This window comes from Pseudomonas botevensis (assembly GCF_019145475.1).
GTDB classification, from domain to species: Bacteria; Pseudomonadota; Gammaproteobacteria; order Pseudomonadales; family Pseudomonadaceae; genus Aquipseudomonas; species Aquipseudomonas botevensis.
The window spans coordinates 36,812-50,836 of sequence record NZ_JAHTKI010000026.1; the positions used below are offsets into that span (position 1 = coordinate 36,812).

The 14,025-nt window shown below is 62.2% G+C and carries 13 protein-coding genes; 6 read left to right on the forward strand and 7 right to left on the reverse strand.

Going from position 1 to position 14,025, the window contains the following annotated elements; genetic code table 11:
• Positions 1 to 91 precede the first annotated feature (91 nt).
• Genes lpdA through KVQ74_RS25260 form a run of 4 tightly spaced genes read right to left on the reverse strand, consistent with a single transcriptional unit; the run spans position 92 to position 5,033 of the window.
• Positions 92 to 1,465 carry a dihydrolipoyl dehydrogenase gene (gene lpdA, locus KVQ74_RS25245; protein WP_217834082.1) on the reverse strand — a complete coding sequence of 458 codons (1,374 nt, stop codon included), beginning with the start codon at positions 1,463 to 1,465 and terminating at the stop codon, positions 92 to 94.
• 3 nt (positions 1,466 to 1,468) lie between these two features.
• A complete protein-coding gene (locus KVQ74_RS25250) occupies positions 1,469 to 2,737 on the reverse strand; it encodes a dihydrolipoamide acetyltransferase family protein (RefSeq protein WP_217834083.1) in 1,269 nt (422 codons plus the stop codon).
• On the reverse strand, positions 2,738 to 3,796 hold the full coding sequence (locus tag KVQ74_RS25255) for an alpha-ketoacid dehydrogenase subunit beta (protein WP_217834084.1): 1,059 nt from the start codon (positions 3,794 to 3,796) through the stop codon (positions 2,738 to 2,740).
• 1 nt (position 3,797) lies between these two features.
• A complete protein-coding gene (locus KVQ74_RS25260) occupies positions 3,798 to 5,033 on the reverse strand; it encodes a 3-methyl-2-oxobutanoate dehydrogenase (2-methylpropanoyl-transferring) subunit alpha (RefSeq protein WP_217834085.1) in 1,236 nt (411 codons plus the stop codon).
• Between the two features lie 185 nt (positions 5,034 to 5,218).
• Here KVQ74_RS25260 and bkdR point away from each other — a divergent pair, with 185 nt between their 5' ends.
• Positions 5,219 to 5,707, forward strand: a complete 489-nt coding sequence (bkdR, locus tag KVQ74_RS25265; RefSeq protein WP_016985245.1) for a Bkd operon transcriptional regulator BkdR — start codon at positions 5,219 to 5,221, stop codon at positions 5,705 to 5,707.
• Positions 5,708 to 5,720: 13 nt separating this feature from the next.
• On the opposite strand, the gene KVQ74_RS25270 is transcribed toward bkdR, so the two are convergent.
• Positions 5,721 to 6,575 carry a tyrosinase family protein gene (locus tag KVQ74_RS25270; protein WP_217834086.1) on the reverse strand — a complete coding sequence of 285 codons (855 nt, stop codon included), beginning with the start codon at positions 6,573 to 6,575 and terminating at the stop codon, positions 5,721 to 5,723.
• Positions 6,576 to 6,698: 123 nt separating this feature from the next.
• Positions 6,699 to 7,562, reverse strand: coding sequence for an MBL fold metallo-hydrolase (locus KVQ74_RS25275; RefSeq protein WP_217834087.1), 864 nt, complete (start codon positions 7,560 to 7,562; stop codon positions 6,699 to 6,701).
• A 104-nt stretch (positions 7,563 to 7,666) separates the two neighbouring features.
• Between KVQ74_RS25275 and KVQ74_RS25280 the strand changes: the two genes are divergently transcribed.
• The 5 genes from KVQ74_RS25280 (at position 7,667) to KVQ74_RS25300 (ending at position 13,162) form a co-directional block, all read left to right on the forward strand.
• On the forward strand, positions 7,667 to 8,008 hold the full coding sequence (locus tag KVQ74_RS25280; RefSeq protein ID WP_217834088.1) for an ArsR/SmtB family transcription factor: 342 nt from the start codon (positions 7,667 to 7,669) through the stop codon (positions 8,006 to 8,008).
• 73 nt (positions 8,009 to 8,081) lie between these two features.
• Complete coding sequence (locus tag KVQ74_RS25285; protein WP_217834089.1) at positions 8,082 to 9,326, forward strand: NAD(P)/FAD-dependent oxidoreductase; 1,245 nt, start codon at positions 8,082 to 8,084, stop codon at positions 9,324 to 9,326.
• Positions 9,327 to 9,335: 9 nt separating this feature from the next.
• Positions 9,336 to 10,136 carry a sulfite exporter TauE/SafE family protein gene (locus KVQ74_RS25290; protein WP_217834090.1) on the forward strand — a complete coding sequence of 267 codons (801 nt, stop codon included), beginning with the start codon at positions 9,336 to 9,338 and terminating at the stop codon, positions 10,134 to 10,136.
• A gap of 231 nt (positions 10,137 to 10,367) precedes the next feature.
• Positions 10,368 to 12,023 carry an MFS transporter gene (locus KVQ74_RS25295; RefSeq protein ID WP_217834091.1) on the forward strand — a complete coding sequence of 552 codons (1,656 nt, stop codon included), beginning with the start codon at positions 10,368 to 10,370 and terminating at the stop codon, positions 12,021 to 12,023.
• Positions 12,020 to 13,162 carry an HlyD family secretion protein gene (locus KVQ74_RS25300; RefSeq protein WP_217834092.1) on the forward strand — a complete coding sequence of 381 codons (1,143 nt, stop codon included), beginning with the start codon at positions 12,020 to 12,022 and terminating at the stop codon, positions 13,160 to 13,162. The genes KVQ74_RS25295 and KVQ74_RS25300 overlap by 4 nt, the downstream gene beginning before the upstream one ends.
• Before the next feature lie 2 nt (positions 13,163 to 13,164).
• Here the strand turns inward: KVQ74_RS25300 and copD are convergent, their stop codons facing one another.
• Positions 13,165 to 14,022: a copper homeostasis membrane protein CopD gene (copD, locus tag KVQ74_RS25305; protein ID WP_217834093.1), complete on the reverse strand. Its 858-nt coding sequence runs from the start codon at positions 14,020 to 14,022 to the stop codon at positions 13,165 to 13,167.
• Between the last annotated feature and the right edge of the window lie 3 nt (positions 14,023 to 14,025).

A 14,025-nucleotide genomic window follows, 5' to 3' on the forward strand; every position in this document is an offset into this window, starting at 1 on the left:
TTCATTCTTGAGCGGTTTCGCAGCCCGGGCGATGGGGGGAGAAGCAGATTTATTAGCCTGCTTATGAAAAATCTCCCCCTTCGTCCGATTATTACAGGTGCAGCGCGTGCCCCAATGCACGCAACGCCGCTTCCTGCACCGCTTCTCCCAGGGTCGGGTGTGCGTGGATGGTGCCGCCGATGTCTTCCAGCCGCGCGCCCATTTCCAGGCTTTGCGCAAACGCCGTCGACAGTTCCGAAACACCCACGCCCACCGCCTGCCAGCCGACGATCAGATGATTGTCCCGACGGGCGACCACGCGCACGAAGCCGCTTTTCGATTCCAGGGTCATCGCCCGGCCGTTGGCGGCGAACGGGAAGTTCGACACGATGCAGTCCAGGCCGGCAGCCTTGGCTTCGTCCGGGGTCTTGCCGACCACCACCAGCTCCGGATCGGTGAAGCACACGGCGGCAATGGCGGTCGGGTTGAATTCGCGGGTCTTGCCGCTGATCAGCTCGGCGACCATCTCACCCTGTGCCATGGCGCGGTGGGCCAGCATCGGCTCGCCGCTCAGGTCGCCGATGGCGTAGACGTTGCGCATGCTGGTCTGGCAGCGGCTGTCGATCTTGATCGACGCACCATTCATTTGCAGATTCAGCGCTTCGAGGTTCCAGCCCTGGGTGTTCGGTTTGCGGCCGACGGCAACCAGCACCTGATCGGTTTCCAGATTCAGGGTTTCATCGTCCGGGTCACGCACCTGCAAGGTGCCGTCAAAACCCTGGACGCTGTGTTTCAGGTACAGCTTCACGCCCAGTTGCTTCAGCGCTTCGTGTACCGGTTGCGTCAGTTCCGCGTCGTAGGCCGGCAGAATGCGATCCTGCGCTTCGACCACGCTGACTTCCGCACCGAGCTTGCGGTAGGCGATGCCCAGTTCCAGACCGATGTAACCGCCGCCGACCACGATCAGGCGTTTTGGCACCGATGTCGGCGCCAGCGCTTCGGTGGACGAGATGATCGGCCCGCCGATTGGCAGCATCGGCAGATTGACGCTTTTCGAACCGGTCGCCAGCACCAGATGCTCGCACTGGATACGTGTATCGCCGACTTCTACGGTTTTGCCGTCAATCACCTTGGCCCAGCCGTTGATGACCTGAACCTTGTTCTTTTTCAGCAGCGCGGCGACGCCAGTGGTCAGACGATCCACGATGTCATCCTTCCACTCGACGCTTTTGCCGATGTCCAGGGTGGGTGCGCCGACGCTGATGCCCAGTGCCGAATGCTGGTTGTGATGCCGGGTCTGGTGGAACTGTTCGGCCACATGGATCAGCGCTTTCGACGGAATGCAGCCGATGTTCAGGCAGGTGCCACCCAAAGATTGGCCCTCGACCAAAATGGTCGGAATGCCCAGTTGCCCGGCGCGAATCGCGGTCACATAGCCGCCGGGGCCGCCGCCGATAATCAGCAGCGTGGTGTTCAGAGTCTGCATTGCTTACTCCACAAACAGCGTTGCGGGTTGTTCGATCAAGCCACGGATGGCCTGGATGAAGAGCGCCGCGTCCATCCCGTCGACCACGCGGTGATCGAAGGAACTGGAGAGGTTCATCATCTTGCGGATCACCACCTGGCCTTTGACGACCATCGGGCGTTCGACGATTTTGTTCACGCCGACGATCGCCACTTCCGGCAGGTTCAACACCGGGGTGCTGACGATGCCGCCCAGTGCACCGAGGCTGGTCAGAGTGATAGTCGAACCGGACAACTCGTCGCGGCTGGCCTTGCCGTTACGCGCGGCGTTGGCCAGGCGGGAGATTTCAGCGGCGCTGTCCCACAGGCTGCGCGCCTCGGCGTGACGTACCACCGGCACCATGAGGCCGACATCGCTTTGCGTGGCGACGCCGACATGCACCGCGCCGAGGCGGGTGATGACCTGGGCTTCGTCGTCGTAACGGGCGTTCATCTGCGGGAAGTCACGCAAGGCGACGACCAAGGCTCGCACCAGGAACGGCAGCAGGGTCAACTTGCCACGGCTGGCGCCGTGTTTTTCGTTGAGGTGCGCGCGCAGTTCTTCGATCGCGGTGACGTCGATTTCCTCGACGTAACTGAAGTGCGCTGCGCGCTGGGTGGCGTCCTGCATGCGCTGGGCGATCTTGCGGCGCATGCCGATCACTTGAATCTGTTCTTCATCGTTTCGCTGGGCGTAAGCGGCGCCAACAGGCGCCGAGGCATTCGATTGACCCTGGGCCAGATAGGCGTCGAGGTCTTCGTGCAGCACCCGGCCGGCCGGGCCGCTGCCGCGTACCAGACGCAATTGAATGCCCAGGTCCAGTGCGTGTTTGCGCACGGCCGGAGAGGCCAGCGGACGCTCATCGGCCTCGCGGGCAACCATCGGGCCTTGGCAGGCCGGGGCCGGACGCGGAGCCGCGGCAGGTTTGCTTTCCACGACGGCTTCGACTTTCGGCGCAACGGGCGCCTCTTTTACCGGTGCAGGCGCGGTGGACTCTTTCAGGTTGCCTGCGCCTTCTACTTCAATGCTGATCAGCACACTGCCGACCGCCATCACTTCGCCCGGCTGCCCGCCGAGGGAGATGACTTTGCCGTGTACCGGCGACGGAATATCGACCATCGCCTTGTCGGTCATCACGTCCGCCAGCACCTGATCTTCCACGACCAGATCACCGACCTTGACGTGCCATTGCGACAGTTCTACTTCTGCGATGCCTTCGCCGATGTCCGGCATCTTGATAACGTGCGTGCCCATTCAGACCTCCATGACCCGTTTCAGCGCCGCGCCCACTCGGGACGGCCCAGGGAAATACGCCCACTCTTGCGCGTGCGGGTAGGGGGTGTCCCAACCGGTGACGCGTTCGATCGGCGCTTCCAGGTGATGGAAGCAATGCTCTTGCACCAGCGACACCAGTTCGGCACCGAAACCGCAGGTGCGGGTCGCTTCGTGAACCACCACGCAGCGGCCGGTTTTCTTAACCGATTTGACGATGGTGTCCAGATCCAGCGGCCACAGGCTGCGCAGGTCGATGACTTCGGCGTCGATGCCGGACTCTTCAGCGGCCACTTGCGACACGTATACGGTGGTGCCGTAGGTCAGCACGGTCACGTCCTTGCCCGGACGGGTGATCGCGGCGACGTCCAGCGGCACGGTGTAATAGCCGTCCGGCACTTGCGCGGCCGGGTGCTTCGACCATGGGGTCACCGGTCGGTCGTGATGGCCGTCGAACGGGCCGTTGTACAGGCGTTTCGGCTCCAGGAAGATCACCGGGTCATCGTTTTCGATGGAGGCGATCAGCAGGCCCTTGGCGTCATACGGGTTGGATGGCATGACGGTGCGCAGGCCACAGACCTGGGTGAACATCGCTTCGATGCTCTGGCTGTGGGTCTGGCCGCCGTAGATGCCGCCGCCGCAAGGCATGCGCAGGGTCATCGGTGCGGTGAACTCGCCGGCCGAGCGATAGCGCAGGCGTGCGGCTTCGGAAATGATCTGGTCGGAAGCGGGGTAAACGTAGTCGGCGAACTGGATCTCCGCCACCGGACGCAGGCCGTAGGCGCCCATGCCCACGGCGACGCCGACGATGCCGCTTTCGGAGATCGGTGCGTCGAACACCCGCGAGGTGCCGTACTTGGTCTGCAGGCCTTCGGTGCAACGGAACACTCCGCCGAAATAGCCAACGTCCTGGCCGAACACCACAACATTGTCGTCACGCTCAAGCATCACATCCATGGCCGAGCGCAGGGCCTGGATCATGGTCATGGTGGTCGTGGTCATGGAAGTTTCCAGCTGAATATTGTTGTTGTGATCGTTCATGTCAGATCCCCAACTGCTGACGCTGGCGCTTCAAGTGCTCCGGCATCTCTTTGTAGACATCCTCGAACATGGTCGCGGCGCTCGGAATCTGGCCGCCGGCGAGGGTGCCGTACTGTTCGGCCTGTTTCTGCGCGGCAATCACCTCGGCTTCCAGTTCGGCGCTGACGGCGCTGTGCTCTTCTTCCGACCAGTGGCCGACCTTGATCAGGTGCTGCTTGAGGCGAGCAATCGGATCGCCCAGCGGGAAGTGGCTCCAGTCGTCGGCAGGACGGTATTTCGACGGATCGTCGGAGGTCGAGTGCGGGCCGGCGCGGTAGGTGACCCATTCGATCATGGTCGGGCCGAGGTTGCGGCGGGCGCGTTCGGCGGCCCATCTGGAAGCGGCGTAGACCGCGTAGAAATCATTGCCGTCAACCCGCAGCGAGGCGATGCCGCAACCGACGCCGCGTCCGGCGAAGGTGGTGGCTTCACCACCGGCGATGGCCTGGAAGGTCGAGATTGCCCACTGGTTGTTGACCACGTTGAGGATCACCGGCGCGCGGTAGACGTGGGCGAAGGTGAGGGCGGTGTGGAAGTCCGATTCGGCGGTGGCGCCGTCACCGATCCAGGCCGAAGCGATTTTGGTGTCGCCCTTGATCGCCGAGGCCATGCCCCAGCCCACGCCCTGGATGAACTGGGTCGCGAGGTTGCCGGAAATAGTGAAGAAGCCGGCATCCTTGACCGAGTACATGATCGGCAACTGACGGCCCTTGAGCGGATCGCGCTCGTTGGACAGCAGCTGGCAGATCAGGTCGACCAGCGGTACGTCGCGGGCCATCAGGATGCTTTGCTGGCGGTAGGTCGGGAAGCACATGTCGTCGATGTTCAAGGCCAGGGCCTGGGCGCTGCCGATGGCCTCTTCGCCGAGGCTCTGCATGTAGAACGACATTTTTTTCTGGCGCTGGGCGACCACCATGCGGTTGTCGTAGATGCGCGTCTTGAGCATGGCGCGCATGCCTTTGCGCAGGATCTCGACCGGCACGTCCTCGGCCCATGGCCCAAGGGCATTGCCTTGGTCGTCGAGCACGCGGATCAGGCCTCGGGCCAGGTCGGCGGTGTCGGCCGGTTCGACGTCGATGGAAGGTTTGCGCACCGTACCGGCATCGGTCAGGTGCAGGTAGGAGAAGTCGGTTTTACAGCCTGGACGGCCCGAAGGTTCAGGGACGTGCAGACGCAGCGGTTCATACGCTTGGGTCATGGCTTCTACGCTCGATCTTGTGAATTTCTTGTAGTGAGCTGGCAGTCATTCTTCGATAAAAGAAATCTTGTCCTACAAACATCATAGGCTCCGGCAAGAAGAATATTTCTCTGTGTTTCGTTGCGCTGAAGATCATTTGCAGATAGAAATTCTGCATAAACATAAAAAACAGGTGGTTTTGTCTCATGCGCAAACTGGACCGTACCGACATCGGGATTCTCAACAGCCTTCAGGAGAACGCGCGCATCACCAACGCCGATCTCGCGCGCTCGGTGAACCTGTCGCCGACGCCGTGTTTCAACCGGGTCAAGGCGATGGAGGAGTTGGGACTGATTCGCGAGCAGGTGACCCTGCTCGATGCCGACCTGCTGGGGCTGCACGTCAACGTGTTCATTCACGTCAGCCTGGAGAAGCAGGTGGAAGAGGCGTTGCAGCATTTCGAAGAAGCGATTTCCGATCGTCCGGAAGTCATGGAGTGCTACCTGATGGCCGGCGACCCGGACTATTTGATCCGGGTGCTGGTGCCGACCATTCAGTCGCTGGAGCGGTTCATGATGGACTTCCTGACCAAGGTGCCAGGGGTGGCGAACATCCGCTCGAGTTTTGCCTTGAAGCAGGTGCGCTACAAGACTGCTCTGCCGTTGCCAGCGAACGGATTGACCCTGGGCAGTTGATCAACCAGAGCCGTCAGACGTAGGCATAGGTGTAATCAAGTGCTTGGGTGTCGAGTGTGTCCCGTACCGCGTAGGCTCGCGCCCAGGGGGCCGGTTCGTTGATCGGGTGGAAAACCAGAACCTCGTTCAACCCCGCTTCGCCGGACGAACTCATGAACGGCAATGCGTTGCGGTGCTGCTGTCTCCAGCGCTCCCAGAGCAGATCGAGGTAGCAGTGGTGCAGGAAGAAGATCGGGTCGTTGGGGGAGGACGCTTCCGTCATGGTGCCGCCGATCCACGAATGCACGGGGTTGTGCAGTTGTGCTTCCGAAACGTTCTCCCAACCGAGGGTTTCGTCCCAGTAGACAACACTGTTGAGTGCCTGAATCACCACGCCTGGCGGTGGCAGGCCGCCGTTCTGTCCCAGGTTGCGGCGTAGGTTGGCGTCGCCGGTATCGGTGTCCCAGACCGCTACGCTGAATCGGCCTGCCTCCACCGTGAACGGACCACTCGTCACGCGTTGTTGTTGCGAGCTGTCGCCGTTGCCACCCATGAAGTCCGAGGTGAAGGGGTTATCGGCGCCCGTAAGCTGCCAGTTCCAGTAGGGGATTGTGATGCTGGAGTCGCCGGCGGCGGACTGCAAGGCCCATTCGAATTGACGCAGCAGGACACGATGCCATGGGTAGAACAAAGGACTGGCGTGAGGATTGGGGCTGAGTGGATTCCCACGTCCCATCGAATTCTTGTGGATTTGCACGAAGTCATCGTAGCGACTCTGCATCCCGGGCTGCAGCACGCTGTCGACTTCGGTTTTCAGTTTCAGAATGGCGCTGATGAAACGGGACTTCTGATCCGGCGTCATGTCCCGATGATTGATACGAATATCCATATTGCGAAAACTCCATTGAATGTTTGCCCAATCGAGTTTCCGCCTGGAGGCCACCCCGTTCAATTCGACCCTTTCGCCGGCAAGGGTGGGAAAAATCACCTGGAGAAGGGCGGCGAATCTCCGTCAAAAGGCGTTCAGCGGAATTTTCAGATAGACCACGCCGTTGTCTTCCGCCGGGGGCAGGTTGCCCGCCCGCACGTTCACCTGAATCGCCGGCAGCAACAGCGTCGGCATTCCCAGCCCGGCATCGCGCTTGGTCCGCATCTCGACGAACGCCGCCTCATCAATGCCGTCGTGTACATGGATATTGCTTTTGCGCTGTTCACCCACGGTGGTCTGGCATTGCGCTTCGCGACCGGCGGGTGGGTAGTCGTGGCAGACGTAGAGCTTCACGCTGGCGGGGAAGGCCAGCAGCTTGTGGATCGAGTTGAACAGTTGATGGGCGTTGCCGCCGGGGAAGTCGCAGCGGGCGGTGCCGACATCGGGCATGAACAGTGTGTCGCCGACCAGGATCTGCTCGCTGTCGATCAGGTAGGCCATGTCGGCCGGGGTGTGGCCGGGGACGTGCAGGGCGGTGGCCTTGAGGTTGCCGATCAGGAACGACTCGTTGGGCGCAAACAGATGATCGAACTGCGAGCCGTCGACGCAAAATTCCGGCTCCAGATTAAACAGCGCCTTGAACACGTCCTGAACCTTGCTGATCGACTGGCCGATGGCGATTTTCCCGCCCAGTTCGCGACGCAGGTACGGCGCGGCGGACAGGTGATCGGCGTGGGCGTGGGTTTCCAGCAGCCATTGCACTTGCAGGCGATGGGCGCGAACGAAGGCGATGATCCTGTCGGCCTGGGCGGTGCAGGTGCGACCGGCCGGGCCGTCGTAGTCGAGCACCGGATCGACGATTGCGCACTGGCCGCCGTCGGCCTCGTAGACCACGTAGCTGTAGGTCGAGGAGGCGGGGTCGAGGAAGGCTTCTATCAGCGCGGGCATGGACGTGAACCTGTGCGGGAGGACGAAAAGTCTGTCATGGGTTGCAACACTTTATGTAAAAACATAATGTTCGCAGCTTAAGTGACGTTGAAGGCATCCTGCAAATGCAATCCAGTCTGACCGAATGTGAAGTCGCCCAATTGCGCGCCTCGGCCTCCAAGGCCTGCGCGTTGCTCAAGGCCCTGGCCAACGAGGATCGGCTGTTGATCCTGTGCCAGTTGACCCAGGGCGAACGCAACGTCGGCGAACTGGAGAAAATGACCGGCGTGCGCCAGCCGACCCTGTCCCAGCAATTGGGCATCCTGCGCGATGAAGGGCTGGTCGCGACCCGACGTGAAGGCAAGTACATTTTTTACGGTCTCGCCAGTCATGAAGTGATCCAGGTGATGAAAACCCTCTCCGGGCTGTACTGTGGAGCGGTGCTCAAGAGTTGGATTCAGTCCTGATTTCATCCAAAAGCCACCCTTCCCACATCGGGTGGGTGAGTGACTCCTTGCATGCGGCAATAAGGAACAAACAATGAACGATCAACACTGGGGCCCATCCATCAGTGCGGACATCGTGGTCATCGGCGGCGGCACTGCCGGCATCGGTCTTGTCGCCAGCCTGCTCAAGCGCGATCCGCACTTGAACATCACCGTGATCGAACCGGGCACCCATCATTACTATCAACCGGCGTGGACGCTGGTCGGTGGTGGCGCCTACAACGTGAAGGACACCGCCCGGCCGATGTCATCGGTGCTGCCGCGTCAGGCCACCTGGGTGCAGGCCGCCGTGACCGGCGTCGATCCGGACAAGCGCCGCCTCACCCTGCATGACGACCGCACCGTCGGCTATCAGAGCCTGATTGTCTGCCCGGGCCTGCGCCTGGCGTGGGAGAAGATCGAAGGTTTGCAGGAAAGCCTCGGCCAGCACGGCGTGACCTCCAACTACAGCTACCAGCACGCGGCATACACCTGGGATCAGGTGCAGAAACTGCGCGGCGGCAAGGCGCTGTTCACCCAGCCGCCGATCCCGATCAAATGCGCCGGGGCGCCGCAAAAGGCGCTGTACCTGTCCTGCGATCATTGGCGCAAGACCGGGGTTTTGAACAAGGTCGAGGTTGAGTTCAACCTGGCCGGCGCGGCGCTGTTCGGTGTGCCGACGTTTGTCCCGCCGCTGATGAAGTACATCGAGAAATACAACGCCCGCCTGGCCTTCAACGCCAATCTGGTCAAGGTCGACGGCCCGGCGCGAACCGCGTGGTTCGACGTGAAGGACGCCGACGGCAACGTCACCCGCCAGGCGAAAACCTTCGACCTGTTGCACGTCGTGCCGCCGCAGGTAGCACCGGATTTCATCGCGCACAGTCCGCTGGCCGATGCCGCCGGCTGGTGCGAGGTCAACCCGCACAGCCTGCAGCATCCGCGTTTTCCCGAGGTGTTTGCGCTGGGTGACATTTGCGGCACCAGCAATGCGAAGACGGCGGCGGCCGTGCGCAAACAGATCGTGGTGGTCGCGGAAAACCTGCTGGCCCAGCGTAAGGAGCTGGCGCTGCCGCTGAAGTACGACGGCTACGGTTCCTGCCCGCTGACGGTGGAGAAGGGCAAGGTGATCCTCGCCGAGTTCGGCTACGGCGGAAAATTGCTGCCGACCTTTCCCCTCGACCCGACCGTGCCGCGTCGTTCCGCCTGGTGGCTGAAAGCGACGTTGCTGCCGTGGTTCTACTGGAACGGCATGCTCAAGGGCCGCGAGTGGCTGACGCGTCTGTCTCAAGTCGACTGAGAAATCACTATGTTGCTGGCAAGTCTGTTTGGCGTGGTGATGGGGTTGATTCTGGGGCTGACCGGGGCCGGCGGCGGCATTCTCGCGGTGCCGGCACTGGTCCTCGGCCTGGGCTGGAGCATGACCCAGGCGGCACCGGTGGCGTTGTTCGCGGTGGGCAGTGCGGCGGCGGTCGGTGCCATCGACGGTCTGCGTCATGGCCTGGTGCGTTACCGCGCGGCGCTGCTGATCGCGGCGCTCGGTGCGGTGTTTTCGCCGGTGGGCATCTACTTCGCCCATCAGATGCCGGAAAAGATCCTGATGATTCTGTTCAGCCTGCTGATGGTGATGGTCGCCTGGCGCATGTTGCGGCGCGAGCGTCAGGAGCAAGGGCCGAGTGACCACGGGCACGCCAGTTGGGGGCAGAAAAACTGCATGCTCAATCATGAAACCGGACGCCTCGCCTGGACCGCCAAATGCACCGCAACCCTCGCGGCGCTGGGCGCGGTCACCGGGGTGGTGTCGGGGTTGCTCGGGGTGGGTGGCGGGTTTCTGATCGTGCCGGCGTTCAAGCAACTGACCGATGTGCAGATGCGCGGTATCGTCGCCACGTCGCTGATGGTCATCAGCCTGATTTCCGCGATTGGCGTGGCCGGCGCGTTTCATGCCGGTGTGCGGATCGACCACCTGGGCGCGGCCTTCATTGTCGCCAGCATTGTCGGCATGATCATTGGTCGCAAGCTGTGCGCGAGGGTGCCGGCGCGGGCGTTGCAGGTGGGATTCGCCAGTGTGTGCCTGGTGGTGGCCGGTTATATGTTGGTGCGTGCTTGAGCCGAGTCCGCTGCGGTTGAGATGACCGTTAAACAGACTTTAAGCATTCGCCGAACAAACTCCTGTGTCATACGGAACCCTTTCGTGGCGGCTACTGTCTTGGCAATGCCATTCGGCCGCCTTCGCGGGCACGCCCGCTCCCACAGGGGCGCCACACTCCTATATGGGCCGGGTGTGTAACTTTTTTGGTTTTGCGGCACACTCCAGCAACCCTCGGCCCAAGGTTTTTCAATGGATCAATACGCCCCGCGCAACTGGCAGCCGCACGAGAAGCCCAGTCTGCCCGGTTCCCCCTCGACGCCGATTCACTCCAACCCCAGGCGCATGGCCTATGCGCTGGTCGGCTTGCTGGTGGCGTTGACGGGCGGGTTGGGCAATTCGCTGGTGGTCGCCAACCTGCCTTACCTGCAAGGTGCGCTGGGGGCGACCACCGCCGAGATGGCCTGGCTGCCGGCGGCGTATGTGATGACCAACGTATCGATGAACCTGCTGCTGGTGAAGTTTCGCCAGCAGTTCGGTCTGCGTGCGTTTACCGAGGTGTTTCTGGTGCTGTATGCGCTGGTGACCTTCGGCCATCTGTTCGTCAACGATCTGAGTTCGGCGATTGCGGTGCGTACGGCCCACGGCATGGTCGGTGCGGCGCTCAGTTCTTTGGGTCTGTATTACATGGTGCAGGCGTTCCCGGCCAAGTGGCGGATGAAAGCCCTGGTGCTTGGCCTCGGCGCCTCGCAACTGGCCCTGCCGCTGGCGCGATTGTTCTCCGAAGACCTGTTGCAGATCGCCGAATGGCGCGGGCTGTACCTGTTCGAGCTGGGCATGGCGCTGTTGTCGCTGGGCTGCGTGCTGATGCTCAAGTTGCCGCCGGGCGACCGCTTCAAGACATTTGAACCGCTGGACTTCCTGACCTTCGCCATCCTCGCCAGTGGCGTCGCATTGCTTTGTGCGGTGCTGTCCCTGGGGCGCATCGACTGGTGGCTTGAAGCTCAGTGGATCGGTGTTGCGCTGGCGGCATCGATCGCCTTGATCGTTGGCGGTCTGGCGATCGAGCACAACCGCAGTAACCCGATGCTGATGACCCGTTGGCTCGGCAGCGGGGCGATGATTCGCCTGGCGCTGGCGGTGATCCTGATTCGCATGGTGACCTCGGAGCAATCCACCGGCGCCGTCGGCTTCATGCAAAACCTCAACATGAGCAGCCAGCAACTGCACAGTCTGTACATCGTCATGTTGATCGGCAGTGTCGCCGGGCTGTTGACCAGTGCGCTGACCATCGACCCGAAACACCTGATCATGCCGCTGATCATTTCGCTGGCGCTGATGGCCACCGGTTCGGTCATGGACAGCTTTTCGAACAACCTGACCCGCCCGGCGAACCTGTATTTCAGTCAGTTTCTGCTGGCGTTCGGCAGCACGTTTTTCCTCGGCCCGACCATGGTCCTCGGGACCCGCAACGTGCTGACCAATCCGCGCAATCTGGTGAGCTTCTCGGTGTTGTTCGGGATCTGCAACAACCTCGGCGGGCTGATCGGCGCGGCGTTGCTGGGGACGTTCCAGATCGTGCGCGAGAAGTTTCATTCCAGCCATATCGTCGAGCAACTGACGATGTCCGATCCGCTGGTGGTCGCCCGGGTGCAGGGCGGTGGCGCGGCCTACGGTTCGGTGCTCGCCGACCCGAGCCTGCGCAACCTGGCGGGCATGCGCAGCCTGGCGAATGCCGCCACCCGCGAGGCCAATGTCATGGCCTATAACGATATCTTCATGCTGATCGCGATCATCGCGGTACTGACCATGATCTGGATTTCCATCCGTGCGCTGTGGCTGATGAGCACCACCAAAGCCGTCACCCCGACACCTTCCGTTCCCACCAGCGGTGCCTCTTCTTCATGACTGAACCGACCACCACAACCACCACCAATGCCATTGCTGCGACACCGGAAGGCGTCGCGCCGCCGTCGTCGAACACCGAGCCGCGCTCGCTGCGGGTGCGGATCATCTCGTCGCTGGGCTTTGCGGCGATTGCTCTCGTGGGTGTGCTGATCGTGCTGTACGCCTGGCAATTGCCACCGTTCAGCAGCGCGGTCGAGACCACGGAAAACGCATTGGTGCGCAGCCAGGTGACGATCATCGGCCCGCAGCTCAGCGGTTACGTGTTCGAGGTGCCGGTGCAGGACTTTCAGTTTGTGAAGGAGGGCGACCTGCTGGTGCGGCTCGATGACCGTATCTATCAGCAGCGTCTCGATCAGTCGCTGGCGCAACTGGCGGTGCAGAAAGCCGCGCTGGCCAATGTGGTGCAGCAACGCAACAGCGCCGAGGCAAGCATCAAGCTGCGTCAGGCGGTATTGGCCGACAGTGAGGCGCAGTTGCGCAAGAGCGAGGCGGATCTGCGGCGCAATCAGGAGCTGGTGCGGGACGGTTCGGTGTCCAGGCGTGAATTCGACGTGACTCTCGCCGCCAATGCCCAGACCACCGCGGCGGTGGCGCAGGCCAAGGCCAATCTGGAAATCGCCCGGCAGGACCTGCAAACGGTGATCGTCAATCGCGGTTCGCTGGAGGCTGCGGTGACCAGTGCCGAGGCGGCGGTGCAACTGGCGCGGATCGACCTGTCCAACACCCGGATCACCGCCCCGCGCGATGGTCAGCTCGGGCAGATCGGCGTGCGCCTCGGTGCCTACGTCAACTCCGGGGCGCAACTGATGGCGCTGGTGCCGAACCAGAAATGGGTGATCGCCAACATGAAGGAAACCCAGATGGACAACGTGCGGGTCGGGCAACCGGCGAGCTTTACCGTCGATGCGTTGAACCATCGGAAGTTTACCGGGCATGTGCAGCATATTTCGCCGGGCACCGGCTCCGAATTCGCGTTGTTGCAGGCCGACAACGCCACCGGCAACTTCGTGAAAATCGCCCAGCGGGTGCCGGTGCGTATCACCATCGATCCGGATCAGCAGGAGAGCGAGCGCTTGCGGCCGGGGATGTCGGTGGTGGTCAGCATTGATACGGCGGCGGGTGATACCCAGAAACACTGACCTCAGGCGGCGATCATCGGCGGCAGGGTGCCGAGCACAGAAACCGCCGCCACGGCGCCGATCCCCAGCAGCCATTCGAGCATGACGCTGCGCTTGAGGGTGTTGATCCGCTGTTCGCAATCGTTGATCCGCAGGCGATTGAACAGTGCCAGTGCAAGCATGCCGAATACTAGCAGCGCCTTGATCAACAGGATCAGGGCGAACCCCGAGAACAGCGGCGTCGGCCACCATTGGCCGGTGAGCACGCGCACGTTGATCAGCCCGGTGATCAGCAGGCCGGCGACCAGCCCGTAACCGAGCCCGCTGAATCGCTGCAAGACTTCGCGCACGGGATGTTCGGGTTGGCGCAGGATCATCACCAGCATTAGCAGGCCGCCGAGCCAGGCGCCGACGCAGGTCAGGTGAATGACCTGATTGAGGATCAGCATCTGGCCACTGAAACCGTCGAGCATGGCGCCGTGACCGACCGGCGCCAGCGTCATCAGTAGCAGCGCGCTCAAGCCCAGTCGCAATGGGCGGTTCGAACGCCACGGCGTAAACAGCAACGCCAGCAACAGGGCGTTGATCAACAGATGCCAGCGCCAGACCTGACCGAAAAACGTATGACCGAGGACCAGCTCGACGGTGACCGGATCAAACGCGTCCGCCGCCGAACCGGCCATGCTTGCGGTAATCAACAACGCCCAGATGACGCCGCTGGCCAGGGCAATCGCCGCCAGCCAGCGGGTCAGTCGCGCCAGGTGCCGATCCAGTTCCGGCGCTTCACCCTTGAGCAGCAGCGGCCTGAACAACCAGGCTCCGAACAGCATCAAGACCACGGCGAAATGCAGGAATCGGCACAGCACCAGCGCTTCGCTCATGAA

Bases quoted from the DNA above. Each gene is read 5' to 3' on its own strand.
- KVQ74_RS25250 (WP_217834083.1), bottom strand. From the start codon at position 2,737: ATGGGCACGCACGTTATCAAGATGCCGGACATCGGCGAAGGCATCGCA.
- KVQ74_RS25300 (WP_217834092.1), top strand. From the start codon at position 12,020: ATGACTGAACCGACCACCACAACCACCACCAATGCCATTGCTGCGACA.
- KVQ74_RS25290 (WP_217834090.1), top strand. From the start codon at position 9,336: ATGTTGCTGGCAAGTCTGTTTGGCGTGGTGATGGGGTTGATTCTGGGG.
- KVQ74_RS25260 (WP_217834085.1), bottom strand. From the start codon at position 5,033: ATGACCCAAGCGTATGAACCGCTGCGTCTGCACGTCCCTGAACCTTCG.
- lpdA (WP_217834082.1), bottom strand. From the start codon at position 1,465: ATGCAGACTCTGAACACCACGCTGCTGATTATCGGCGGCGGCCCCGGC.
- KVQ74_RS25275 (WP_217834087.1), bottom strand. From the start codon at position 7,562: ATGCCCGCGCTGATAGAAGCCTTCCTCGACCCCGCCTCCTCGACCTAC.
- copD (WP_217834093.1), bottom strand. From the start codon at position 14,022: ATGAGCGAAGCGCTGGTGCTGTGCCGATTCCTGCATTTCGCCGTGGTC.
- KVQ74_RS25255 (WP_217834084.1), bottom strand. From the start codon at position 3,796: ATGAACGATCACAACAACAATATTCAGCTGGAAACTTCCATGACCACG.
- KVQ74_RS25280 (WP_217834088.1), top strand. From the start codon at position 7,667: ATGCAATCCAGTCTGACCGAATGTGAAGTCGCCCAATTGCGCGCCTCG.
- bkdR (WP_016985245.1), top strand. From the start codon at position 5,219: ATGCGCAAACTGGACCGTACCGACATCGGGATTCTCAACAGCCTTCAG.
- KVQ74_RS25285 (WP_217834089.1), top strand. From the start codon at position 8,082: ATGAACGATCAACACTGGGGCCCATCCATCAGTGCGGACATCGTGGTC.
- KVQ74_RS25270 (WP_217834086.1), bottom strand. From the start codon at position 6,575: ATGGATATTCGTATCAATCATCGGGACATGACGCCGGATCAGAAGTCC.
- KVQ74_RS25295 (WP_217834091.1), top strand. From the start codon at position 10,368: ATGGATCAATACGCCCCGCGCAACTGGCAGCCGCACGAGAAGCCCAGT.